Annotated in this window: 27 protein-coding genes and 2 pseudogenes; 17 read left to right on the forward strand and 12 right to left on the reverse strand. The window is 45.7% G+C overall.

Annotated features, from left to right (window positions below):
* Window positions 1–7 precede the first annotated feature (7 nt).
* Window positions 8–868, forward strand: a complete 861-nt coding sequence (locus tag NF347_RS02885) for an RES family NAD+ phosphorylase (protein WP_107036977.1) — start codon at window positions 8–10, stop codon at window positions 866–868.
* A gap of 103 nt (window positions 869–971) precedes the next feature.
* On the opposite strand, the gene NF347_RS02890 is transcribed toward NF347_RS02885, so the two are convergent.
* Genes NF347_RS02890 through NF347_RS02905 form a run of 4 tightly spaced genes read right to left on the reverse strand, consistent with a single transcriptional unit; the run spans window position 972 to window position 4,412 of the window.
* Window positions 972–1,766: a TIGR02391 family protein gene (locus NF347_RS02890; protein WP_107036976.1), complete on the reverse strand. Its 795-nt coding sequence runs from the start codon at window positions 1,764–1,766 to the stop codon at window positions 972–974.
* Window positions 1,763–2,698, reverse strand: a complete 936-nt coding sequence (locus tag NF347_RS02895) for a hypothetical protein (RefSeq protein WP_107036975.1) — start codon at window positions 2,696–2,698, stop codon at window positions 1,763–1,765. Before NF347_RS02895 ends, NF347_RS02890 begins: the two co-directional genes overlap by 4 nt.
* An 8-nt stretch (window positions 2,699–2,706) precedes the next feature.
* Complete coding sequence (locus NF347_RS02900; protein ID WP_107036974.1) at window positions 2,707–3,255, reverse strand: RloB family protein; 549 nt, start codon at window positions 3,253–3,255, stop codon at window positions 2,707–2,709.
* 2 nt (window positions 3,256–3,257) lie between these two features.
* On the reverse strand, window positions 3,258–4,412 hold the full coding sequence (locus NF347_RS02905) for an AAA family ATPase (protein ID WP_107036973.1): 1,155 nt from the start codon (window positions 4,410–4,412) through the stop codon (window positions 3,258–3,260).
* A gap of 758 nt (window positions 4,413–5,170) precedes the next feature.
* Here NF347_RS02905 and NF347_RS02910 point away from each other — a divergent pair.
* Complete coding sequence (locus tag NF347_RS02910; RefSeq protein WP_107036972.1) at window positions 5,171–5,386, forward strand: hypothetical protein; 216 nt, start codon at window positions 5,171–5,173, stop codon at window positions 5,384–5,386.
* Window positions 5,387–5,399: 13 nt separating this feature from the next.
* Complete coding sequence (locus tag NF347_RS02915) at window positions 5,400–5,663, forward strand: PcfK-like family protein (RefSeq protein ID WP_107036971.1); 264 nt, start codon at window positions 5,400–5,402, stop codon at window positions 5,661–5,663.
* 54 nt (window positions 5,664–5,717) lie between these two features.
* Here NF347_RS02915 and NF347_RS02920 read toward each other — a convergent pair whose 3' ends face one another.
* The 3 genes from NF347_RS02920 to NF347_RS02930 all read right to left on the reverse strand — a co-directional run bounded on the left by NF347_RS02920 (window position 5,718) and on the right by NF347_RS02930 (window position 9,180).
* Window positions 5,718–6,752, reverse strand: a complete 1,035-nt coding sequence (locus NF347_RS02920; protein WP_107036970.1) for a site-specific integrase — start codon at window positions 6,750–6,752, stop codon at window positions 5,718–5,720.
* Complete coding sequence (locus NF347_RS02925; RefSeq protein WP_161553881.1) at window positions 6,736–7,695, reverse strand: tyrosine-type recombinase/integrase; 960 nt, start codon at window positions 7,693–7,695, stop codon at window positions 6,736–6,738. Before NF347_RS02925 ends, NF347_RS02920 begins: the two co-directional genes overlap by 17 nt.
* Before the next feature lie 414 nt (window positions 7,696–8,109).
* Window positions 8,110–9,180: an IS110 family RNA-guided transposase gene (locus NF347_RS02930; protein ID WP_055301324.1), complete on the reverse strand. Its 1,071-nt coding sequence runs from the start codon at window positions 9,178–9,180 to the stop codon at window positions 8,110–8,112.
* A gap of 662 nt (window positions 9,181–9,842) precedes the next feature.
* Here NF347_RS02930 and NF347_RS02935 point away from each other — a divergent pair.
* Both NF347_RS02935 and NF347_RS02940 read left to right on the forward strand, forming a co-directional pair.
* Complete coding sequence (locus tag NF347_RS02935; protein ID WP_107037108.1) at window positions 9,843–10,091, forward strand: helix-turn-helix transcriptional regulator; 249 nt, start codon at window positions 9,843–9,845, stop codon at window positions 10,089–10,091.
* A 24-nt stretch (window positions 10,092–10,115) separates the two neighbouring features.
* On the forward strand, window positions 10,116–10,853 hold the full coding sequence (locus NF347_RS02940) for an AlbA family DNA-binding domain-containing protein (RefSeq protein WP_107037109.1): 738 nt from the start codon (window positions 10,116–10,118) through the stop codon (window positions 10,851–10,853).
* Window positions 10,854–10,941: 88 nt separating this feature from the next.
* Here the strand turns inward: NF347_RS02940 and NF347_RS02945 are convergent.
* Window positions 10,942–11,796 (reverse strand): annotated as a pseudogene (locus NF347_RS02945) (IS982 family transposase); the annotation flags it as partial.
* 186 nt (window positions 11,797–11,982) lie between these two features.
* Between NF347_RS02945 and NF347_RS02950 the strand changes: the two are divergent.
* Window positions 11,983–12,966 (forward strand): IS30 family transposase, encoded by a 984-nt coding sequence (locus NF347_RS02950; RefSeq protein WP_107037121.1) that lies wholly within the window; start codon window positions 11,983–11,985, stop codon window positions 12,964–12,966.
* 5 nt (window positions 12,967–12,971) lie between these two features.
* On the opposite strand, the pseudogene NF347_RS02955 reads toward NF347_RS02950, so the two are convergent.
* Window positions 12,972–13,064, reverse strand: a pseudogene (locus NF347_RS02955) (IS982 family transposase); the annotation flags it as partial.
* A gap of 50 nt (window positions 13,065–13,114) precedes the next feature.
* Here NF347_RS02955 and NF347_RS02960 point away from each other — a divergent pair.
* From NF347_RS02960 to NF347_RS02975, 4 genes are all read left to right on the forward strand, one after another.
* On the forward strand, window positions 13,115–14,050 hold the full coding sequence (locus NF347_RS02960) for an ATP-binding protein (RefSeq protein WP_133165584.1): 936 nt from the start codon (window positions 13,115–13,117) through the stop codon (window positions 14,048–14,050).
* A 104-nt stretch (window positions 14,051–14,154) separates the two neighbouring features.
* Window positions 14,155–14,364: a hypothetical protein gene (locus NF347_RS02965; protein WP_107037081.1), complete on the forward strand. Its 210-nt coding sequence runs from the start codon at window positions 14,155–14,157 to the stop codon at window positions 14,362–14,364.
* Window positions 14,357–14,962, forward strand: coding sequence for a zeta toxin family protein (locus NF347_RS02970; RefSeq protein ID WP_107037082.1), 606 nt, complete (start codon window positions 14,357–14,359; stop codon window positions 14,960–14,962). The genes NF347_RS02965 and NF347_RS02970 overlap by 8 nt, the downstream gene beginning before the upstream one ends.
* On the forward strand, window positions 14,962–15,285 hold the full coding sequence (locus NF347_RS02975; RefSeq protein ID WP_107037083.1) for a hypothetical protein: 324 nt from the start codon (window positions 14,962–14,964) through the stop codon (window positions 15,283–15,285). The genes NF347_RS02970 and NF347_RS02975 overlap by 1 nt, the downstream gene beginning before the upstream one ends.
* Window positions 15,286–15,709: 424 nt before the next feature.
* Here the strand turns inward: NF347_RS02975 and istB are convergent, their stop codons facing one another.
* The gene (gene istB / locus NF347_RS02980; protein ID WP_289685785.1) at window positions 15,710–16,450 is read right to left on the reverse strand and encodes an IS21-like element helper ATPase IstB; all 741 of its coding nucleotides are present in this window, start codon (window positions 16,448–16,450) and stop codon (window positions 15,710–15,712) included.
* Window positions 16,451–16,477: 27 nt separating this feature from the next.
* Entirely contained in the window at window positions 16,478–18,022 is a 1,545-nt protein-coding gene (istA, locus tag NF347_RS02985; RefSeq protein WP_237613085.1) for an IS21 family transposase, read from the reverse strand.
* Between the two features lie 237 nt (window positions 18,023–18,259).
* On the opposite strand from istA, the gene NF347_RS02990 reads away from it, so the two are divergent.
* From NF347_RS02990 to NF347_RS03000, 3 genes are all read left to right on the forward strand, one after another.
* Window positions 18,260–18,958 (forward strand): topoisomerase C-terminal repeat-containing protein, encoded by a 699-nt coding sequence (locus tag NF347_RS02990; RefSeq protein ID WP_133166458.1) that lies wholly within the window; start codon window positions 18,260–18,262, stop codon window positions 18,956–18,958.
* Window positions 18,959–19,101: 143 nt separating this feature from the next.
* Window positions 19,102–19,389: a hypothetical protein gene (locus NF347_RS02995; RefSeq protein ID WP_068960672.1), complete on the forward strand. Its 288-nt coding sequence runs from the start codon at window positions 19,102–19,104 to the stop codon at window positions 19,387–19,389.
* 34 nt (window positions 19,390–19,423) lie between these two features.
* Window positions 19,424–19,663: a helix-turn-helix domain-containing protein gene (locus NF347_RS03000; RefSeq protein ID WP_107681934.1), complete on the forward strand. Its 240-nt coding sequence runs from the start codon at window positions 19,424–19,426 to the stop codon at window positions 19,661–19,663.
* Between the two features lie 58 nt (window positions 19,664–19,721).
* On the opposite strand, the gene NF347_RS03005 is transcribed toward NF347_RS03000, so the two are convergent.
* A complete protein-coding gene (locus NF347_RS03005; protein WP_107036984.1) occupies window positions 19,722–20,960 on the reverse strand; it encodes a site-specific integrase in 1,239 nt (412 codons plus the stop codon).
* 747 nt (window positions 20,961–21,707) lie between these two features.
* Here NF347_RS03005 and NF347_RS03010 point away from each other — a divergent pair.
* The 4 genes from NF347_RS03010 (at window position 21,708) to NF347_RS03025 (ending at window position 24,649) form a co-directional block, all read left to right on the forward strand.
* Window positions 21,708–23,054, forward strand: a complete 1,347-nt coding sequence (locus NF347_RS03010; RefSeq protein WP_161953446.1) for a site-specific integrase — start codon at window positions 21,708–21,710, stop codon at window positions 23,052–23,054.
* Window positions 23,055–23,137: 83 nt separating this feature from the next.
* On the forward strand, window positions 23,138–23,317 hold the full coding sequence (locus NF347_RS03015) for a hypothetical protein (RefSeq protein WP_107036983.1): 180 nt from the start codon (window positions 23,138–23,140) through the stop codon (window positions 23,315–23,317).
* A 2-nt stretch (window positions 23,318–23,319) separates the two neighbouring features.
* On the forward strand, window positions 23,320–23,925 hold the full coding sequence (locus NF347_RS03020; protein ID WP_161953445.1) for a GNAT family N-acetyltransferase: 606 nt from the start codon (window positions 23,320–23,322) through the stop codon (window positions 23,923–23,925).
* A 181-nt stretch (window positions 23,926–24,106) separates the two neighbouring features.
* Entirely contained in the window at window positions 24,107–24,649 is a 543-nt protein-coding gene (locus NF347_RS03025) for a TetR/AcrR family transcriptional regulator (protein ID WP_107036982.1), read from the forward strand.
* Window positions 24,650–24,866: the final 217 nt, after the last annotated feature.

Genomic DNA, 24,866 nt, shown 5'->3' on the forward strand with positions numbered 1-24,866 from the left:
CAATCAGATGGAAATTAAGCGATATTCTGACGAAAGTGACGCATATTACGAAGCTCGCAAACTTTGGAATGAATTCAAAGAAATTGCGTTATTCGAAGCTCGTTATTATCTTAAACATAAGGTATTAGAAATACTTTCAAATTACATAACAAAAAATACAATTACAATTGAAGAAGGCGAATTTTTTTATCGCGCAAGAATAATTGATGACAAAGCTCTTAAGGATCATATGGTATATCAATGTTACGGACTTCCAGATGGGGAACGTCTTAACATCAAATATCATAGCAAATCGAATCCATTTAGAGGATTAAGCAAAGAGGCTTCTTTTGTGCCCCCAAAAGAGATTTATATCAAAGAAGGTCGAGCAAATCCTAAATATGTCCGTTGTTTATATATGGCAGAAAGTCCAGTTACAGCATTATTTGAAGTAAGACCATTAATTTCTGATTCAGTAAATATAGCTCAGATTAAAGTCAATCAAAAGCTAAAAGTAGCCGATATAACAATTGACTTAAATATGAATTATCATAAAGATGCAGAATTTGAACTTTGTATTATGAACATGATACAAGGAGCATTTTCAAAGCCTACAAATAATCCAGATGATTATATCCCTTCGCAAATAATATCTGAATACTTAAAAAGTATAGGATATGAAGGCATTAGATTTAACAGCTCTTTGCATCAAGATGGAGTAAATCTTACTGTATATAATTTCTCAAAATGTGAGGCCATATCTTCACAAGATTTTAGAATTGAAGATATAAAAATAACTGCGCGCGCTGCTTGTGGAAATGCAAATTATGACGGAGATTTGTTTAGGATTCAAGATAATACTCCTTGTTATTTGAATCTCGATTTTTAAAAAAAACTGAGTTTAGAGCCGGCTTTACACTGCGGAAACGGATAGAGGCATAACGGCTTCCAGTATAATCGCGTTAGCACTTGCAAAGCAAGAATTAGAGTCGTCACACCATACGGATCTGTTGTGCATTATCTAATCTTCTATGGCAATATGATACCAGTCCAAGTATCTCCAAAGCATCTTGTTCTGTTATATTCCAGCTATATTTGGGTTCATGTGCTTCCGTGTTTCGAAACATTCCACACAAACCTTTAAGTAAGTTACAAAATCCTTTGTGTTCATCTTTTTCAGACTTTGATGTATAATTGTTGATTATTAGGATTGGGGTTGTGCTGAAAACTTGTTCTATCAATGCCACCGCATCAGTAGTCAAACCAGACAAATCTCTAATTCTCTGAAATAATCCTTTATTGGCTTCAAATACAGAATGAAAGTAGTTGTTTGTAAGTAGTTCAGGTAGGCAATATTTGAATATTTCCTTATGTGAGCCACGATGCTCTAACTGTTTTTTCAAAGTCTTAGCTCGTTGTTCTGCATCTGTGACGGTCTTTGATCGCAAACATTCATAAATCCTTCCATCTTCCCTTATTTCAAATCCCACAAAGGACAATATGGCACTAACATTATTAAGAACATCATGATAATGGCTGGAATTTGCAACATATGATGCAGGCTCTAATACAAGTTTTATGAAATTCATTATTTGATTAGAACAATTTTTGTTATTCTGATAAATAACAAAAGCCTTATATATGCGCCGCCATTTCGTTGAAAGCTCTATTTGATCTATAAGAGAAACTTGTTCCAACATCAAGGATAATTGAGATCCGGTTACTTCTTCACCCAACAGTTTTGCCAACTGCTCTAATTGTCCTCTTGAAAAACAAGGTGCTATCATATTATTTTAGTTTTTCTTTTGTGATTAATCAATGCGGATTTAATACGACATACATATTCTTTATGGCTTTCATTCGCTGTGATTTTGGGTATATCAATCTTGAAATGATTAGCCCATATATTAGCACTAAATCCGATTATTCGGTAGAGTAGCGAGTTGGGATTATCTTTCAATGTGTCATCAGCAAATTGTAGTGCATATTCAATCCTGTCATCAATATCTGGATAACTTGTCGCTGTCAGCGTTGGATTGATGAATGCGGACGCAATAAGAGCCAAAATTATACCAGCAAAAATCGTATTCTCGTTTTTTGTTGCTTCTCCCCATTTTTTAAGATGAAGGATGGCATGTTTATCAGCATCAAGTTCATTGAAAGGAGTATCCTCCTCGTGTTCAAATATGAAGTGTCCAAATTCATGATGTAACACATACGTTAGCCTAGCAATAGTCATAGAATCTGAAAAGTCCGTATATTTATTGGGTCTTGATGTGTTGGGAAACCGAAAAAGTTTACCACGAGATGCTGCCATACACTTTTCATCATTCTCATTGGGTACAAGCATCTTTAATGCTTCAGACAACATTTCACCAGCCTCTCTGCAATAAGATTCAGCTTCTTCTTTTGAAATTGAGGCTTCTCCTTCAACATTATCTGTAAGAACCAAGCAGTAATCGTTAATTACTAAAAAGGTGTAACAGATGAGATATAAAAATTCACAGTAATTATCGTTTACTTCTATAACATTTTCTCCTGTTAATGAAGCCGGTTGCCCTACTGGAGCATCATTCAACACATATTTAATGCCTTTCTTTAATCCATTATCAATAGCTTGTATGTGGGTATTATCGCTCACTACTATATGAAATAAAGATAAAACCCTGTCCATTATATGACCGACAGGGAAATGAAGCATTTGATTGTTTTGTGGCATATTTAATTCTATTTCTTGCTTTTAGTTATCTCATCGGTCAGCAGGTGAATTGTTGATGACGGATTAGTGTATGCCTCTTTGGATTTTGCCCGTTTGGCGGCTTCTTCAATCGCGTCTATCAAGACCTTTTTCATTGCAGTGGAGAATACCCCTTTCTGATAATCTGTGTCTATGCCTTTCAGCATTGAAAGACACTCGGCAGATGACAGCTCCTTGTTGGTGTCCTTATAATGTAACAGAAACCAATACTCGATACTGGGATTGGAGAGCAGTAACACGGCTTCTTTTATCTTTCGCAAACGCTCCAGCATACCCGGCACATCAAGGTCAAACATCAGAAATGTCTTATCCTCCGATGTTGTAAACCTGTCACGCTTACATCTGTCAATATAAGGCTGTGAGATGTTGGAGTCGCTTACTCTTGCTATGATTTCCACCGGAACACGAAAACTGCGACGCAGCAGGTCAACGTATGCCGCCTCCGTCTTACCCTCGCAAAACACGAAGAATGTCGGGTTCATCTTCTTGCCCCTCGGTTGCTTTGCTTTTCGTGCCATAGTCAGATGTTCTCAAATTCGTTGATATACGGCACGGCATCGAAACGCCCCTGAAGGTATGCTTTCTCCAAATCCATTTTCTCTCGGAAATCCTTGTAGTCAAACAATGAATACAAATCAGATGAACCGTCGTCGCGCTTGTTGACAAAGAAAATCTGATCCTTGCGGAAGCGCGTCATGTCAAGCAGGTGTGTGTTGTGGGTTGTGAATACCAGCTGTGCGGATTTGCTTGAATGGAACAGGCTGATAAGATACTCCACCAAGCGGGTGTGCAGACTTGTTTCAACTTCGTCAAGGAACATCACCTTGTTGTTGCGTACCACATCCATGACCGTCAGCATGATTTTGAACAGGATTTTCGTACCCTCCGATTCTTCGGTGTTGAAGTCAAAGGGCAACGCCGGATTACGGCGGTGGAATGTAGTCAGTTCACCGTCTTTATAGGTAAACTCAACGATATCACTGTCGGCGGCTTTAAGCACCCGGAGAACTGCGTCTTTGTTGTCACCAAGAAAACGGTCGATGGCAACCGAAGTCTTGCCACGATAACTGAACACCAGTTGCTCATTGAACCACCTATATATCTCCTTCGCCTTTTCCCTGTCCATCTGGCTTGCGCGTGATATAAACAGAGTCTTGCGCGAGGTGTTGGACGCCACATCCATCGGGCGACGGATAACATTGGTAAACTCATATTTTTCTTTCTTGCCGCCGGATATACGCTCGTCACGCGAAAAAATCAGCGCACGTCTGCCCTTCGGGTAATAATACAGGCTTTCGGTTATTATTTCATCACGGGTGCAACTGAATGAATACTCATGTTCTATGCCGTCAATGATGAAGCGTATATAAAACTCACTGGGAGCGTTATTTTCTCCGAACTTGAACGGCTTGAAACCGAAACTGTCACCCTCATTATAGTTATGGGAGTCGAGTATCATATCAACCGCTGCTTTAATGGCCTTGATTATGTTGCTCTTGCCGGAGGCGTTTGCACCATATATGGCAACCGTTTTCAGCAATCTTTCGTTACCGACCGCAAATGTATTGTCGGCAAGGGCGCGGGCCTCCTTTGTCTGGATGTTGGCAGCCTGCAAATCCAGAGTTATCTTCTCGTTTATCGAGAAAAAGTTGGTGAGAGTTATTTCCAATATCATTTCAAACGCCGTATTTGGAATTATTTTGCAAATATAACACTTTAATTTGGATTATAGGCTATTTGGTACGAGATTTTTAGGATTGCACTGCGGAAACGGATAGAGGCGTGACGGCTCACGGTGTCTGCGTCGGTCGTGCCGTCAGATGGTGACGGTGATCCGGTGGGTCACTGACACCATCCGACCGCACCCCGACTATGGGAGAAGGCTACACACCGGTTTGCCTCAACGCCTTGTGAGGATTCGCCGGTGACGTCGCTTCCCTCACAAGACTCCAATCGGCAAATCAGTGTGCCATACGCCTTCTCCTTATAATGAATCTGAGCCGTCACGCCACTATCCGTTTGTTCAAGCCCACGGTAGCAAGAAAGCGTATGACGCCGATAATTACGCCATGCTCCATGTACGGCAACATACGCATACTTGCTCTTTCCGGGGCCATTGCTTTTATCTCAACGGTTTCCATTTTTCTTATGTCTGTCGTCCAGTGTCACCCTGCGGGGCTTTGCCGCCTCTATTTTTTATGCAGAGTATAATCACCGTTCAAAGTTTATTCGCTCGGAATTGATAAACACGCCGGGACGGGGTATTCTCTGGCATTCGCGCAAAAAAATCTCCAGACCTCGCTTCCCTGCGGTCGCTCACCTCGTATTTTTTTGAGCGAGTGCCGAACACCCCTTTTCTCCCGTCGTGCCGCAGGGTCAACGAGCGAACAAACTTCAAACAGCGATTATACGCATTAAAAAAAATATCGTCTTATGACACTGAACGACAGACATATTAAAAATACGAGCTTCACTCCTTCTCCAGCTCAAACCGCATTAAAAAAGGCGGCTAAGGTTGCAGGGATAGTGGTAATGGCGATTGTCGGTGTAATCCTATGGGCGATATTCAAACCGATATTCCGAGGTGTGGGCTGGCTAATATCCATCCTCACCGCAGTAGGAATAATCTATTGGATATTAACCCTATAAAACAAATACGACTATGGCAACGAAAGAAAACAAAGGCACACGAGCCTTCAACGAAACAATCAAGGCTTATCTTGAAGAAAGAGCCGAGAATGACGCACTATTCGCCGTCAGGTTTGCAAATCCCAAAAAATCAGTAGAGGAATGTGTTACGTTCATTCTCAACGAGGTAAAGAAAAGCGGTTGTTGCGGTTTTACCGACGCAGAGGTGTACGGCATGGCAACCCACTATTATCCAAAGTATAATATTATCCCAAGCTATTTAATGGCATGGTTGTAGTTCAAGGCATTAGCCTTCATACTTGCCAAAACAGCTTGGGATAATATATTTTTGTCAGTGCTTCTTTGAGAAGGTTTTTAGCCATTCTTTCAGTTCGGAGTTGCGTTCCCATTCTCCTTTATCAGGTCTATCGGGAGTTATATCCTGATATGCTTTTTCAAGAGCTTCTCTTTTTTGTTGAGAGTCAACACGGGCATATAATTCGGTTGTCTTGATTGACACATGTCCGAGAATGTCACGTATATACACCAGCTTGAGTCCCGCATAAAGCAAATGCATTGCCTTTGAGTGTCGGAACGAGTGAGGCGATATATGGTCCGGGATTAAACCGGGATGTTTTGCCCTCACATCGGCCGCATACATGGATATTATGTGTGCGATACCGGAGTTGGAGAGTTTGCCACCTCTGTTATTTGTAAACAGCGGGTGTTTTTCTCGTCCCGGCAAGTCAAGCCGATATTCGGCAATATATTTCCTCAGTATTCTGACCTGATTGTCTTGTATTGGGACTATTCTGGCTTTCCTTCCTTTGCCGAACAGTTTTACCTGTGCCGGAGTGTCAAGATTCAGGTCTGCCGGCGTAAGGTCTATAAGTTCCTGCACCCTTGCGCCGCTGTCATATAGCAAAGCGAGCATTGCAAGATGCCTGAGCCCTTCCCGAGTCTCTGATGGAATCTGTGCCAGAAGAGTCTTCATGCCTTCTATACTCAGAGAGGTGAATGTGACAGATTCTTTTCTCTTGGCCTTTACATTCATGATCTGCTGCCATTTACCTATATTTCTGACATCCTCATATTGAAGATATCTGAAGAACGAGCGCAGTGCGGCAAGACGCAGATTCCGTGTATTATCAGAGCACTGACGTTTTGTCTGAAGCCAGTCGAGGAAGTCGACAACCACATTGCGATCGATGGACTTAAGTTCAAGTTTCTCTGCTCTTATGTTTTTCACCTCTTTCATAAAGTCTATGAACAAAGTGAATGTGTGGGCATAACTCCTTAAGGTATGACGGCTCACGCCTCGCTCCATTGGCAGGTATGAGTTGAAGAAGGATGAGAGATGCCTCGCAAAATCAGTTTCCTTTTCCATGGTACATATTGTTTTTGTCGAGTTCCGGGAAGACTCCACCTGTCGTGGCCGACATCTTCTCAATTATTTCGGGATAGAATTCCCTTGTAAGCCTTAGGTACCATTCGGTTTCTTTTACACTGGCATGTCCGAGCATTACTGACAGTATTGGCAGTCCTGCGTAAAGATCTACATCTTCTGATGACATTCTGTGAAGGGTATGGACGGCAAAAGTATGACGTAGGTCATGGACTCGTGGACCTTCGTTTTTACCACGATGATGGATTCCACATTTTTCCAATATTCTTTTAAAGAACGTGTAAGGAGTATTTGTAGAAAAAGGCTTTCCGAGTCCTGATACAAATAGATACCTGTCAGGATTGGAAATGCCTTCAACTGGCACAAGGTCGCGGTACTTTATGTATTGCATCAAAACCTCTTTCAGTCTTTCGTTCATCGGAATGATTCGCTCCTTATTGTTTTTTGTCTTTCTCAGAATTATGAAGTTGTTGGAGAAATCCACATCCTCATTCCTGATGCTCAACGCCTCGGATATCCTCATTCCGGTAGCATACAAAAGCCTGAAAAGGCACGGCATGCACATTAGACATGATTTTGGTGTAGGTCTTGAAAGCTCGGCTTCATCGATTGCCGCGAATATCCGGATTATTTCATCATGTGTGTACACATATGGAGTATATGTGCTTGTCGGTCTCTTGGGTAGGCGGGGGACATAACATTCAATACCCAGACGGCACAGATACTTCAGAAACTGAATCAACTGCGAATGCTTGTGATATGATGTTACGTCAGATGTAGGATAAAGGCTTTTCTCCCACTCACACACCATTTCTTTTGTCACGTAAAGTTCAGAACGTTTGTTCAGTATCATCGCGTCATCCCATTGTTTGAGCGTGTGTCCATAGTCTGCTGTTTTGGATACAACTGCACTCTTTATTTTCATGAAAGCACTGATATATGGAGCGAAAACGCTTCTGTATTCATGTTTATTACTCATAAAATATCCCTCCTTCTATGTTGTATTCCAAAATTCTCGTTGAGATTTAGAAAAGATTAACGTTAAAAATCAATTGCTTATGTTTCTGTGCCGATTGTGTAGGCACAAAAGAGTCATGATCGAGGCCTCTGCCCCAATCAAATAACCGGCAATCGGTTAGAGCCCGAAATGCCTTGTAGTAAAAAAAGTCCTATCAGGCAAACTTCTATCAGTCACGCCCCATCGGGCTGACAGTTTACTTATTCAGCATAATAGGAAAGACGCCACAACCTTTCTTTTAGATGCAGCCAAGGCTCATCAAGGAGGCGAGAGTAGCCGTCTTACTGTATTTGCCTATAAGACTTTTGTGTGTCGCATTATCTAACGGCATTCATATCTGCGGTTTGATTTCAGTACGGAAAATATTATGTTGGAGAGCTTGCGGGCTATCCGGATTATGGCTTCCTGCGACTTCATTCCGCGGGTGCACAATGCGCCGAACTTTGCGGAGAGTTCCGCGTCGTGCCGTATGGCTATCCATGAGGCCTCGACTATTTTTGGACCGAGGAATTTGTTTCCCCGGAAAGTCTTCTCACCGACGTATTCCTTGTCGCCGCTTGATGACATCATCGGCACGAGTCCGAGGAACGATGCGAACTGGCGCTGGTTACTGAAGCGACCGATGTCATCAATCTCGGTAAGCAGGCTCATGGCAATTGTCGAACCAATGCCGGGAACCGACATCAGGATGCCGTATTTCTCGGCATACCTGTCGCTGCGCGCCAGCGAGCGCAATCTGCGGTTCACATCAAGGAGGCGTTCCCTGTAATGGAGTACCTCGGCAATGAGCAGGTCAAGCGAGACCCGGGTGTCGGAGAGCAACCGCACGTCATTCTGCAACCACGTTATGAAACTTCTTGTCCAGTGGCGGTTGCTTCGGAAATATTCTTCGGGGTACTCCACGCCGTTGTTGTACAGCAGATGCTTGATTCTGGATTTTATGCCGCCGGAAAGCTTCACAATAGTGGCGCGGTGGCGTACCAGCGCACGGTCGTCGAGGCTGTCCTTCGAGTGAATGTACACACTGCCGAGCTCGCCGCGCATAAGGGCTTTGGCCAGCTTTTTTGAATCCACCGGGTCTGACTTCGAGACCTTTTCCTTCTGGGTGGTCGGAACGTCAGCAGCATGTACCACGGTGCATTTTATACCAAGCTCAGTCAGGGCATAATAGGTCGAGAAGCCCGAAAACCCCGTCTCGTAGGCTGCATGGTAGCTACCGTTAGGATAATGCTTGTTCAAATGTTCAAAGAGCTCTTTGGCCGAAGCCTTTTGAGTATGAGTGCGCATAAAACCAGAGGGGGTGAGCACCGTGACACTCCATGTTCTCAGATGGACGTCAATACCAATAGAGATATTTTGTCCGCTGAAATCTTTTTTGTTACTTTGTACCATAGACGTATCGGTTTTGCTGTTAATGTATTTTGCTTTTACAAATTTACATGCAATTGCCCTTACGTCTATCTTTTCTCCTCACTCCTCTCGGGGGAAAGCCTTAGCGGCAAGGGGGCAGACAGCCCCCGTTGAGCGCCCCGTCAGCTAATCTGATGCAAACATAGTGACTGTCTTGTGGAAGTTCGGGAAGCGGCTGATACCTATTCGCTTGCCATCTTCAATGGTCAGTCGTTTTACTCGCATAGTCCCTTATTGAGTTAAGTTCAAGTTCTTTTCCCTTTTTGTGAAGCTCTTTGAGCTTCTTCGGCAGGGCTGGCCGTTTTTTGTGCAAGCCTACAACTGCGTCCAAGAGGGAACATAAGACAAGTGTGGAGTCAGCGGCAAGACCGGGATACCCAAATTTTGGAGGCACGAAAAAATTTGAAACCGAATGCTCGGTTTCGAGCTGAAGGTTGTGGAGGTTCACGGTCGCGGACGCAGACGGAAAGCGCAGCGTCACTTGACGTTGCTCCCGGGCGCAGTAATTTCGCACAGAAAAACGCCTCCCTGCCGGAAGAGCAAATCGAATCAACCGGAGAAAATGAGAGTTCTTTGGATGAATTGTGTCCAAAGATTGTATACTTTGCGAAATAATTAGTAAATTTGCGTTATATTCAACAAGAATGACTATGGAAGAAGATTTGAACAGACTTAAAATAGTTCTTGCAGAGCATAAGAAGACTAATAAATGGCTTGCCGACCAGTTGAAAAAAGACCCGGCTACCGTTTCAAAATGGTGTACCAACAATACCCAGCCCTCACTGGAGACACTTAGGGATATCGCTGATCTTCTTGAAATAGACATCAAAGAACTTATCAATTCCACCAGAATCTCAACACCCGAGGTGATGTATGTGAAAATCAAAGGGTAACTCCATTGAAATATAATATCAATTATGAAAATTACCGCTGAATATATCAAGGAGCTTGTCAATCATGGAGAGCATTCCTCGGTTGAAATGAAGAAGTGTAAGAAGTCTGTGCCGGATTCTGTATGGGAGACTTATTCAGCTTTCGCCAATACCCGTGGCGGTGTAATCTTGTTAGGCGTTTACGAAAACAAGGAGAAGCCTCTTGCCGAAAGATTTGAGATTACCGGAGTGATGGATTCAAATAAGGTCGTTACCGATTTCTTCAACCAGTTGTATAATCCGCAGAAGGTAAACCGTAGCGTGCTTGTCGACAGCGATGTCCGGATTGTGAATGTTGATGGAATGGATGTAATCTACATAAATGTTCCTGAGGCCGACTATCGTCAAAAGCCAATATACATCAATCAGAAGTTGGAACAAGGCACCTATAAGAGAGGCCACGAGGGAGACCGACAAGTGACCAAAGAGGAACTTGCTCTCTTGCTTCGTGACAGTTCAGACAATACTGACTCTCAGATAATAGAGCATTACGGCATGGAGGATATTGATGCAGAGACTCTTGAAAAGTATCGCCGGTCATTCAATATCCTGAATCCGGGACATACTTACGAAGAACTCAACGACCGAGACTTCCTGATTCAAATGGGTGGCTATGACATAAACCGTCAGAAAGGTATTGAGGGAATAACCATGGCCGGACTTTTGATGTTTGGCAAAGGGATTCATATCCACAAGAACTTTCCTAACGCGAGTTCGGGATAAGAACTTAATGATTTTCAACCAATCAAAAGACATAGAGTATTGGGCGGCCTTTCAAGGTCGCCTGATTTATTTGTACCGTTTGGTGTTGTTAATCCCAGAGGACAAGCTGCCCGCTTGACTCGGGTACCTCAAAGTCGAAGTTCACTTCCGGCTTTGTGGCGAAGAAACAATACGCCCCCATTGCCGCAAGCAGGTTCATGAGGAAGTTGTGTACGCTGCGGTGGCGGGAGTGGACGAGCTGCGCCACATTCTTCAGCATGTCGTTTATGGATTCGATGATGCTCCTTTTACGAAGCATCATCCTGTCATAGAACGGCATGAGACGCTGTTTCATGTTCGAGCGAAGACCTGTCACAATATGTATGCCGTCATCCCAAAGATGCCCGAAAAGAGACTGCGATATATATCCCTTGTCAGCGTATAGTTTTCCAAACACCCTGTCAGTCAGTGTGTCGATGACTGCCTCATTGCGGTCGTCCACATTGGCGCGTGTCAGTACAAAGTTGATCAGCTCTCCTTTTTCGTTACATAGCAGATGCAGTTTGAAGCCTACATACCATCCCATCGTACTCTTCCCTTTGGCCGCAATATCCTTGAATACCTTCATGTTGAATTGGCGCTTGTTGTGAATGACCGGAATGCAGGTGCTGTCCACAAAACTTATCCCCGTGCACTCTCCGAAACACGCGAGCCGCAGGAACATGGTCATAGCCACAAAACATCGGGGCATGACTTCCACGAAGCGGTTGTAGGAGAATGTCTGCGGAAACAGATGCTTCCAGTGAATGCGCACACATCCCAGATAATAGTGCTTGAAGTTTCGGTACGAATTGAAGTGGAAACAGATCAGAATCGTGATGACCTCGGCATCCGACATCATGCGCTTTCTTTTCCGCTTTGGAGTGTCAGCTGTGGACGGAAGTGCATTTTTTGTGAAGATTCCAAATCGAAGTGCAAAACTTTGAGATGGGCATTAGTCATTCTCCTCTCTCCTTCTGGCGAGGGGATGCCCAAGCGGCGGGGGCGGCCTAAACCGCCCCCAAGAGCGGACAGCAGCAGAACATACTGGCAATACAAAATAAAAAGGGAGACCGAAGTCTCCCTGAGATTAACTAATTTTGTATTGCTTATGTACAGACAATTAACCTCGCAGCAAAGGTCGCAAATTTTCGCCTTACTGCAAAGAAAAACTTCGAGAGAAGAAATTGCCCTCATAGTAGGGTGCAGTCAGTCAACGCTTTGTCGTGAACTGAAGCGCAATTCCACAACCAAAGGCCACTATCTGTGGGAAAAGGCTCATGCCAAAGCCCTTGAACGCAGAAAGCGCACCACATCCAACAAGAAGCTCGACAGCGTGTTGGTGTGGCGTATAAAACAGATGATTATTGACCACCAATGGTCACCAGAACAAATTCGTGGCGTGTTGGCCAAGGAAGGTGTTTCCGTATCCATACAGACCATTTACAACATTATAAACGCTGATGAAAGCGGAGAACTGCGCCGTCACCGCAGACATCCCGACTTCCGACGACGACCAAAAGGCGAACGCAAACCCACTAAAGCCACCAACATACCAAACCGCACAAGCATACACGACAGACCGGCCGAGGTCGACGGCAAACGCTTTGGCGATTTTGAGATGGATCTTATTGTTGATGCCTACGGGCACGCGATTCTAGTGCTGCTTGAACGCATGACTGGCTTTGTGATGATGGAGAAACTACCTTACGGAAAAAGAGCCAAGCCATTGTCAAAGACTGTCGTGAGAATGCTGTACGCATACCGTAAATATCTTAAAACCATCACTACTGACAACGGCAGCGAGTTCGCGGCACACCTCGACATAACCGCCGGATTACGCATCAAAGGTCTTGATGATGTGACTGTTTACTTTGCCGACAGCTACTGCTCATGGCAGAAAGGAGCGGTCGAAAACATCAACAAACTCATCCGTCAATACATCCCCAAAAAGTCAAATTTCAATGATTTCACTGACCTATACATCAAGAATGTCGCAAAGAAACTAAACCTCAGACCACGGAAAAAACTCGGTTTTTCAAACCCGAAAACCGAGTTCTTCAAACAAATCGCTAATTTTGCACTTGCCAGTTGAACCTGCGGAAGTGCATTTTTTGCCATCTCACCATCAAATTCCTTGCAGAAATCATCTGCAATACAAAAAATTTCAGTAACTTTACTTTCGGTAATCATGATACAGTATTTATTGTTTGTTGCATCTAAATTACTAAACATCAGTGATATTGCCAAAAAAAATCGGCAGCTTTTTCAAGCTGCCGATTCAACTTTTTTATGGTGTTCCTTATCCCGAACTCGCGTTTCCTAATTTCAGACTTGATTATCTTGACCTGATTGATATAGAGCCGGGCGACAGTAAGAAATGGAATGATAGACTTACTGACGACGGCCGTTGGGAGCATAATCTGTATAACTTCCTTGTTCTGGCTCTGCGCAAACTGCTTTTTACATTGCCATCTGAAGGAAAACTTGAAGGAACAGTGAGACGAGACGGGGGCCCGCTCCATGAAGCTGTCAGGGAGGCAATGATCAACTGCATCACGTATTGCGACTACCTGCTTGGAGGTGTGCTGCGCATTGACCGTCGCACCGACAGGATAGTGATGCGGAATCCCGGTACGCTCCGAATCTCCCCCGAGCGTATATATAATGGCGACTATACACAGGCTCGTAACAGCACAATCCAGAAGATGCTACGAATGATAGGATTCGGTGACAATATCGGGTCTGGCTTCATGAAGATAATCAAGGCATGGGACACCCTCGGATTCAATAATCCTGAAATCCATGAAGAGCCAGAAGTAAACGAGGTGTGGCTGACATTGCCTTTATCTGTGAAATCACAGATAAATTCACAGGCATATTCACAGATAAATAACGGGCATAATATTAAGGATTACAGCAGAGTAGATATTGATGACAATTCGGATTCACAGATAATTTCACACATAAATTCACACTCGGATTTATCTGTTATCCAACGCTCAATCCTTAAACACATGGTCTCATTCCCTGAATCTTCGATAGAGGAAATCGCCAATGCGCTTGGAACGAAACCCGAGTCAATACGTTATCAACGTCGTCTTATGCAGGACAAAGTCGTTACCGAAAAGGCTGGCTCCAACAAAGCCGGTCAATGGAAGATAACTTTTATAGGATGATATGATTGGAGGTTCTTTCCCAATTTAATCCAAGAGATAAGGAAGCCGTAAAACTCGATATATGAAATAATTGTTATAACTTTGTAATCTAACAGTACGGAATTATGTCAGAACAGGAAATGAATTCATATCGTTTCACTTCGGGACAAGAGCCGAGTGATGAGATGTTGGCACAGCTTATGAAGGAGGTTGCTCATGATGCCAAGGTGCGTCAGGAGCAGGCAACCGCTGCTTATTTCTCTGAAATGCGTCGAGAAGCCGAAGTCGTAAAGGCAAAATGGGCTGATCGCATTAACAGTGCAATAAATGGTTAAAGCTGGGAGAAAGCCGGAACTCATAGTGATAGCCGGGCCTAACGGGTCTGGTAAGACTTCTGTAACCCAGAAATTCCTTCATCACGAATGGGCTGATGGCACTGTCTATATCAATCCCGACCAGATTGCCAATGATAAATTCGGCGATTGGAACTCTCGGGAGGCTGTGCTACAGGCAGCCAACTATTGCGCCGAATGGCGTGAGCAGTGCCTCCGAGACAAAGTGAGTTTTGTGTTTGAAACAGTCTTCTCCGCTGAAGACAAGATAGACTTTCTTGTCCGTGCCAAGGAAGCCGGATTCTTTATCCGTGTATTCTTTATATCTACAAGTCATCCGTCCATCAACGCCTCCCGAATAGCAAAAAGGGTCATGGAGGGAGGACATGATGTGCCAATCCGGAAGATAATATCCCGATATACCAAGTCTATAATCAACTGCGAGGCGATAGCATCGTTGGTTGACCGCCTTTATGTCTATGACAATTCGGTCAATGACCGGGACGCGCAGATTCAGTTCAGACTGACTGACGGCAGACTTGAAAAGATGTATGTCGATGAACTTCCGGCATGGGCAAAAAATATCATACCTGATCAATAATGAAAATCACTACCATATCAGAAGAACAGATTTACGCTCTTGAACAGGCAATTTGTTCCGCCGTTCAGGAGCGTATTGATACCGACCCGGATGTGGCAGACTGCAACCTTCGCATCAATCCGGACAACTGGCTTGTCCAAGTGATGTATTTAGAGGAAAGCAATCTGACTGCGCCCAATCGTGACGTTGCTCTTCTCAACCTCATGTACGACCTCAAAGACTCCTACGGCGGCAATGAAATCTGGATTCTCAATGATGAAGCCATCCACGACCTCGCAAAATCATACAGAGAACTGATAGAAATGGATTACTGCTTGAACTAACGACATAACCGCAAAATTTGGCAGCATAAGAGCTTAAGGTTAAAGCGATTCACATTCGCTATCCTCAAGTCTGAGATATTCGGTTATTGCTGATTTCATGCTCTCAATGTCAGGAGTTGTAAGAATAGGCATCAAGGCACCTAATAACCTAACGTGGGGAAAAAGAATATAACTAAATATAGTTGGTTGCAATGATTATCAGCTATTTAGCAAATTGCGAAATTTGATTGATTTGTGGCTTTTTCTACTTATTTTCGCATTTAGTACACAATTGGATATTCTCAACAAATTGACCCCCTATGGATTATTTAAATTGACCCCCATTGATAACCTGTGATTTTTGGACAGTTTTTACAGGGGTTGACAATAGGGTCTGGGGGATTCTGATGGCGTGTTGATAATTAAGATTTATTTACAAAAATAATCATTTGATTTTATTCTGCAACTTGCGGATGGACTCTCCGAAGAGCTCTATCCTTATCGAGTGGTGCACGATCCTGTCGAGGATCGCATCGGCGATCGTCTTCTCTCCGATCACGTCATGCCAGTCGCATACGGGAACCTGGGAGGTGATGATGGTGGCCCGTCGTCCGTGCCGGTCCTCGATTATGTCCATCAGTGAGGATCGCGCGGCGGCATCGAAGGGATGTATGCCGAAGTCATCAAGGATGAGAAGGTCGGTACGCTCGATCCTTTTCAGTTCGGTAAGAATCGTGCCTTTTGCCTTTGCGGCCTTCAGCTGGCCCATCAGGCGTGCTGTGCTGGCGTATAGCACGCGCATCCCTTTCTGGCATGCCCGGTAGCCCAGAGCGGTTGCTATGTAGCTTTTGCCGGTGCCGGCACTGCCGGTGATGAAGATGTCGCGTGGCTCGGTGACGAAGGTCATCTCGGAGAGCCGCATCAGCAGGTTCCGGTCAAGGCCGCGCTCAAGGGAGTAGTCTATCTCCTCGATTGAGGCGCGGTAACGGAACGAGGCCTGTTTCTGCAGGCGCTGTATAAGCCGGTTGGTGCGGTCGTCCCATTCATTTTCCACGAGCCACGCCACGAACTGGTCTGTTGTCATGCCTTCGCTTTTGAACGATTCCATTGATGTGCGGAAGGCCGCGTGCATGCCCAGCAGCCGCATCTGCGACATCCGGGCGAGTGTCTGTTGGTTCATTTCCATTGTTGTATGTATTGTTGGATTGATATGTTACCTGAAGTATTCCTTCCCGCGTATGTTTGCATGCCGGGGCATCTGGGCGCTCTCCTCGCACTCTTGACCGGGAAGGGTGTCGTCATCGAGGCAGTCATGACGGCTGCGCAGTATCGAGTCGACGGCGCTGTAGTTGTAGAGTCCGGAGGATGCGGCCCTGCGGCAGGCCCTGACCAGGCGGTCGTTGCCGACCCTGGATGCGAACGACAGTATGCCCTTGCAGGATTTGTAGGCCTGTTCGGGATGGGTCTTTGACTCTATGACATGCCGCAGGAAGTCCTCTACGTCGGCATGTATGCGTGCCCCCTGCCTCAGGAAGCCCTCGACGCTCCATCCGCTCAGGTCCCGGTGGGCCGAGGCAAGGTGATTCGGCTCCGTGGTATACCCGTACGGGCGCCATCCTCTGGGATGTACGGCCACGCGGTCTCCGCCGCAGTATATCTCAACCGTACGTGAGTCATACAGTATGTTGACCTTGCGGCCGATAAGACGGTGGGGCACGCTGTAGTAGTGGCGGTCAAGGCGTACGTGCCCGTTGCGCTGTACCGTGGCGGTATGCCGTTCCTTCAGCTCGAACCTTATGGGATTTAACGGGCGCAGGTACATGCGCTCCAGATCCTCGAACTGCTCGCGGCGGCTGTAAGGGCGTCCGCTCATGCGGGCGTTGTTGTGAAGCTCCAGCGCCGTACGGATAGCGGCGTTCAGCGACACAAGATCATGATGAGTGCGCTGTCGCACCAACGGGTAGATGCTGCGGTAGATGAGCTTGACGGCGCCCTCCACCAGGGCCTTGTCGCGCGGCTTGCGCACGCGTGCCGGTATGACTGCGCAACCGTGATGCTCGGCGAAGGCCGCGTAATCCTCATTGAGCTCCGCCTCGTAACGGCTTGCCTTCTTTACGGCAGCCTTGAGATTGTCTGGCACGATGGCCGCCGGTGCCCCGCCATAAAAATGAAGCGCATTCTCACAGCACCGTATGAAGTCCTCCTTGCGCTGGCTCATCACGGCCTCAACATATGTAAGCTGTGAGCAAGGCAGTATGGCCACGAACACCTCCACGGCGATGATCCCGCCGCTGTCACGGTCGACCAGCTCCAGACGGTCGCCTGCGTAATCGACATACATCTTGTCGCCGGCCTTGTGTTCCAGATGCGCTATAGGGTGCATCTGCGCCACATACAGACGCATCAGACGGCTGAACGTCGACCGGGAATAGCCTCCCGGGTGACTCCCGATATAGTCGTCATACAGCTTCTGCCGCGTCATACCTCTCTTTTTCAGACGTCTGACATAATCAGGCATAAGTCCCATAAGCTCCTGATGGCGGCTTGACACGGGTTCCGAACCGACCGCTCTCACTCCGAAAATCTCATTCAGATCCGGATCCTCCAGTTTCAGAAGATCCTCGATGCCACGGTTCAGCTCCATAAACCGCCGGAGGTATTTACGCACCGTGTTGCGCGCTATGCCCGTCAGGTTGCTGATACTCTTGGCTCCGTTGCCGTTGGCGTGGCATCGGAGCACCTGTCTTAATTTGTTCATGCTCAGTTTTCGATTTGCCATCAGTCGTATGTTTAATATTATTTAACATACAATATAGCTCAAAAACTCCTTTTGCCAACTCCCGTAAAGTCTTTTTCCGGGGGGTAATTTGCTTGACCGGACGGGGGTCAATTTAAATGATTTTCCGGGGGGCAATTTATCTGGTCAACCGGGGGGCAAATTCACTGAGTTTTTCCAACTATCCCTTACACTCCCGACATCAAGGTGCCGAAAGTTGTGGAAATGAAACTCACCGGTAAATCCCAGTTCTCCCACACCTCGGTGGCTCCCGCCGCGCCCAAGATGAACGACCTGCTTTGCGCCATCTCAATGTTGCTCCGTTCACTGTCGGACAAATACAATCCCGGTATGCCTTTCACATTGGCACACCATGATGTGGCGGACGCATTCGACCGTCTCCGCGACAATCGCCTTCTTCTGGACGTATGCGGTGAACCAGCAATCACAGGCGAGGGAAATCTCCTGCTTGAAACCTTCAACGCAACTTATGCCCTCGGTCATCTGATGGCATATCAGGTAGAGGTTGAACGGCTCTATGGAGACCGCAAGAACAGTGTCGGCGGAGCGCAGCTCATGAATGAGTACGGCAAATGGATCTATGACAAGACCGAACAGCTTATCACCGACCACCGCCTGTTCCCGGCTACGGTTGATACCCATGTCTGCCCGATATGCGGCCGACACTCGGTTATCCGCTATCCCCGTGTTGCGAAATGCCATGTCTGCGGATTCACCATGCCTTTGCAGTTCATGGGCCACAAGTTCACCGACAAGGAGGTCGCCAGTCTTCTGACCCACGGCTACACATCGCAGATAATGTTCACCAACCGCCACGGCCATGAGTTCTACGACATCGTTGTACGCGGAAAGGGCAAAGGGCTGTCATTCGCCCCGATTGAAGCCAAATTATACTGAAAATAACCGCCGTTTGAAAATAATTCACTAAATTCGCAATCGAATCGCAGTCTATGTAACATACGACTTGCGGATTTAGTGGTTGAAGGCGGAGGGGACTCCGCCTTCTTTTTTCACTCGGTCACTATTGAAACCGCTAAACATTGGAATACGTAAGAATCGACAAAGAGGCTCTTGATGCAATGTTCGAGATAATGGAGTATCAGTCCCTTTTGATTGCGGCGATGTATGAGAAGTGCCGCTCAATCCAATCCGGCAAATGGATTCCAACTGAGACCGTCGCGGAACTGCTATGTGTTTCAACCCGGAAAGTGAGGACTATGAAAACGCTCGGACAACTCGGCTACGTCAAACATGGACGGAAATGTTTTTACAAGTCAGAGGACGTATATTCAAAAATAAACAAAGGCAAGAGTGAAAGAAATATATGACAAAGAACATGACGTTATAAGAAAATTCCTCTCAATGGGAAGGCGAAATATTGAGATGCTGGAGGAAATAGCGTTGGAATATAAACCATTCTTGATGGGCAAACGCTTTATGACTGATGCCCAGTTATCTGAAAGACTCGGCGTTTCGCGCCGAACATTGCAGGACTTCCGCGACAGAGGCATTATTCCGTTCTATCGTCTTGACGGAAAGATACTTTATGAAGAAAAGGATATAGAGGAATACTTGTCCTCAATCTACATACCCAAATATTAAAAGGGAGAGTTACCGAATCGACCGGTAGCTCTCCCTTTTCAGTTGTCTGAAGTTGATGTCATCTGTTAATGCACAGTCTGTCGAATCGGTTGCGCATGGTCTGCATATCCTCATAGACGGTCTGGTCTTGAATCTTTGCGTAGATTTGCGTTGTCTTGATGTCGCTGTGTCCGAGCATCTTCTGGATTGATTCGAGAGGAACATGGTTGTTGAGCGACAGAGACGCGAAAGTATGTCGCGCGATATGGGTGGTAAGAGGCTTGGTTATCTTTGCGAGATCCGCAATCTCTTTGAGATAAGCGTTCATTTTCTGATTGGAACATACGGGAAGCACTACTCCGGTAGATACTGCAACGGGGTGGTTGACATATTTGTCGGCTATCTGACGCGGTACCTCCAACATCGGTATGATACTCAACTCGCCGGTTTTCTCACGGGATTTGCGTATCCACATATTGCCGTCGCGGTCTTTTTCGATGTCGCTCCATTGAAGCGATTTTATATCGCAGAATGCAAGTCCGGTGAAGCAGCAGAACACGAATGTGTCCCTGACAAGTTCCAGACGCGGCATCATGGAGAAGTCGAGTTTGAGAATCTCCATAATCTCAGCCTCAGTCAGAAATTGGCGTTTAGCCTGAGTGCGGTGGAACTTCCTGCCGATGAACGGGTCTTCCGTTATCCACTTATGCGCGATGGCATACTGGATAGTATTCTTGAGATAGCGGAGGTACTTCACAGCCGTGTTGTTGGCGCAGTTCTTGCTGACACGAAGGAAATGCTCGAAATCATCTATCATTCCTGCCGTGACATCCCTTACCGGAATATCATCGACATTCATAGTCAGACGCATGAACTCGCCGAGGTAGGTCACGCAACGTTCCCAACGCAGGTAAGTTGCATTGACCATATCGCCACGCTCCATCTCCTCTTTTCTCTTTGCGTTGGATTCAGTGAAAATCTCACATAGCATCTTAGGCTTCTCAACTTTGCCGAGAAACAGGTCGCGCATAACAATAGGGTTGACGAGTTTCTTCTCACGGACAAGATTGGTATGAATCTCGCAGAATCTGGCCCGTATCTCATCGAGGTACTTGTTCAGTTCCAGATCGCGCCGGGAGCGACCTTTCGAGAGCTTGCGTTTCTGGTCCCAGTTCTCAGGATTGACCGAGCGGCCTATGGCGAGGTCAGTCTGCTGACCTGCCACTGAAATTCTGACATACACCTTGTGGTCGGTGTAGCCTTCCGACCTTGGCTTCCGTGTGAAGAAGGTCAGGGTGAAATAAGGGTTGTTTGTCATGTTACTTACGGGTTTAATGGTTACTTAAAGATACTCATTTTTAACCCGGATTCCAAATGCGCTTCGGAACATGATACTCCGGCGGTGGCGTAACCGTGTACATCAGGCCGATTTTTCGGCGAAATTTAACATTGTACACGAATTTCACACGGCAGAATGGGGAAGACCACAGCAGGGACGACTGAGAAAATCATCGGATAAGGTCAAATCTTAAATAAAGTTAAAATCCACCATATCGCACCCGAATTGTGGGTCGAGGGTCGCGTTCCCGCCCGCAGAACCCCACATTTTCAAAGTTGAATTTCTGCAAATGCACAGTCATCAGCCTGTTGCGGGCCTTTCCGTGTAACCGTGTACATTTTTGTACACGAAACACGATGTACACGTTTTGTACACGCCTGTAGGTAATATTATGCGTTATCCTGCAATTTCACCAAAAAGAAAAAGCACTGAAAATCAACTGATTTCAGTGCTTTGCGGTGTTCTTCCGAACCCTTTCGTGATCCGTCTGGGAGTGACATTTGTGAATCGTATTGAATCGTAATGAATTTTAGCATTCAAAGCTAATTATTACGTATTGATTGATTATCAGCGCCTTATCATAACAAAGCCATTCGAGACATTGAACTTTGGAAATCATCAGGGCGCAAGTAGAGGCAGAAGATGTGGACAAAGCGTGGACGGAAATTTTGCCATGTGGTACAAAATTGCGTAATTTTGTACCACATCAAAATAATCTCTCTGAATATGGCAACCATAACACGCTCTCTATCCTCTAAGGTCAACGCCAATGGCGAAGCTGAAATCATGTTGCGACTGTCGGTGTCGCGCGAACTGCGTCTGCGCCTGAAAAGCGGCATCTTTGTTGAGGCTACCCGTTTTCGTGACGGTAAGATCATTATGCCACGCGCAGACCGAAAGACACTAGCAAAGTTACAAATAATAAATGACAATCTGATATCTTTGGAGAGCCGACTGATTTCGCTCTGTGTAAGCACACCACAAAAGTCTCTCTCCAAAGAATTTTTCGAGGACGCTATTCTGCGTCACCACCACCCGGAACTGTTTGAGGCCGCTCCGAAGAAGATGTCGTTTTTCGATGTGTTCAATGAATTTCTCGACAAGCATCTTGACGGCGCACCACTGTCAGGCCACTACAAGGTGCTTGCCCGACTGTTGCGTCGCTTTGAGCTGTACAGGCAGAAAACGACCCGGACAAAGTTCACGCTTATTCTCAACGACTTTGATTCCGCTGAGATAGAGCGGTTCAAGGAATTTGTGGTCAATGAGCCGAAAATTTATGACAAATATCCCTCAATATACAAGACCGCCTCTGATGTCGTTGAGACTGCACGTAAGCCCCGTCGCCCGGAGAAACGCGGCGAGAATTCTGTCATAGGGATACTAAAAAGGCTTCGGGCTTTCTTCAACTGGTGTGTGAGACGTGGCTATCTCGACCGCACTCCGTTCGCAACTTTCACAGGTATAGGCAGTGAGAAATACGGCACTCCTTACTATATCACAATAGAGGAGCGCGATTTGATAGCCGATTTCGACCTGTCGGATAAACCGGCTTTGGAGGTGCAACGCGACATATTTGTTTTTCAGTGCCTTATCGGTTGCCGAGTGTCGGACTTGTTGGAAATGACGTCGGGAAGCATCATAAACGGTGCAATCGAGTACATCCCCAACAAGACCAAGAATGAACGCCCGGAGGTTGTACGAGTGCCACTGAATACACGCGCACGGCAATTGGTGGAGAAATATTCTGCCAAAGGAGCTGAGAAACTGTTTCCTTTCATCAGCGCACAGAAATACAACGAGGCAATAAAAAAGATATTCACTCTCTGCGAGATAACCCGAATGGTGACTGTACGCAATCCAAAGACCGGGGAAGAGGAGAAACGCCCGATAAATGAGATTGCAAGCAGCCACATGGCACGGCGTACATTCATCGGCAATCTATACAAGAAAGTCAAGGATCCCAGTCTTGTTGGGGCTTTGTCAGGGCATAAAGAGGGCAGCAAGGCTTTCGCCAGATACAGGGAGATTGACGAGGATCTGAAAAAAGAACTTGTCAGCTTGCTCGACTGATGTTATTTTATCAGCCTATTAAGCTGATTATGTGAGAAATTTGTTGTACCTTTGTAATTGAATTAGTAAAAGGAGATAAAACTATGGCAATGACAATTAAAACATCCCCCGAACTTTGGGGCGAAGATGCAAGAATCTTCACCGAGGAAGCGGAGCGCAATGGCAAATTGCCTACGCCAAAACTCTCGGAATCACAGCGTAAGGTGCTTTCCACAATGTTGGAGAGTGCCAAGAACATCATATTTCCTCCACGGAAAAATTGACAATGGCTGAATTTATTTTCGTAGAAAACACCTTTATGGTGCCTTATACCAAGGAGGTCGCAGATTACTGTGACCCCTTTTCTTGTGGAGATTACGACCTTGACGATTTTTTCAGCCATGATGTCTTTCTCTATGAGGATGAATTGCTTGGCAAAACGTATTGTTGGATAAACCGAGAGAATCAGCGTGAAATTGTGGCGATTGCCACTCTCTCCTACGATGGCATTAAGACCTATACACTCGACAATCCGTCACGAAATGCTCTCCAACGAAAGATACCCCAGCAAAAGCGCCACCGCAGCTATCCTGCGGTGTTGATTGGTCGCCTCGGTGTGAACAAGACATTTCAAGGTCAAGGATTGAATATAGGCACTCAGCTCATGGATGTCCTCAAATACTGGTTTATGGACGAGAATAATAAGGCGGCTTGCCGCTATATGCTCGTTGATGCCTACAATACCGAATCCACTCTGCATTACTACCTGAAAAACGGCTTTAAGCCTCTATATAAGACCGAGCAAGGAGAGAAAGATGCGTTTGGCATATCTGCCGATGAGGATTTGAAAAGCCGGATTTTCTTCTTCGACCTAAAATTGATAACAGCATAATTTCCTCTGCATTTTCTGCATTATCCGCATTTTGCGTGGAAAATTTTAGTAAGAAGACGGATAGATATGAAACGCGAGTCCATACGTCATACGGGTATGGGGTTGCGCCGTATCTTTCTTACAGGTCTTCCACAACAACCCTCGTGTTAGATACGACGCTTCTCCATACCCTTTTTGCGTAATGTCGAAACATCGGGAACAATCGTTAAGAAATAGGTCGGATATACTTAGAAAGTGCTATCCGCTGGTTGCTATCGGCAGTTGGGACGCTATCGCGATTTCCGATATTGAAAAGGTAATCAAGCAGACAAGGGGTGCTATCGCATACTATTTCAAGAATAAAAAGACTCTTTTCGCCAATATCCTCGACGAACTGTTCTTCCCGGTGTTCGCGCTCTCGGATGACGAACGCGAGAAACTATCCAAGGCTACTGTCTCCGACTTCTATAACAGATACAAGACCCCGTTTGAGCGAGTCCGCGATGATTTAAGGGATAACTACGGTGTAGAAAACCCGTCACAGGCAATCTTCAATCTATTCATTCAAGGCTCCAAGCACTACGACCAATTCACATCAAACGTCGGCGAACTGATGCAGCTGGAGCAAGACTTCATGAGCCGCATAGTCGGAGGCCGTGTAAACAACATTCTCGACCTAAACCGCGTCTATGTCGAGAATATCGGAAATATCTTTATCGAGTCAATGAATTTTGATTCTAATTAATAATATATCATTCATTTCAGTAAATTTGATATGCTATTATTTTTACGCTGATTGAGAGTGTCCGGGATGATTTAAGGGACAATTACGGTATAATAAATGCGGCACAAGCTATTTTCAATCTTTTCATACAAGGCTCTCGGCATTATAAGAATTTCACCAAGAGCATCAACGACCTGATGATTGAGGAGGTTGACTTTATGAGCGAAATAACCGATGT

The organism is Paramuribaculum intestinale (assembly GCF_030759015.1).
In the GTDB taxonomy this organism is placed as follows: Bacteria; Bacteroidota; Bacteroidia; order Bacteroidales; family Muribaculaceae; genus Paramuribaculum; species Paramuribaculum intestinale.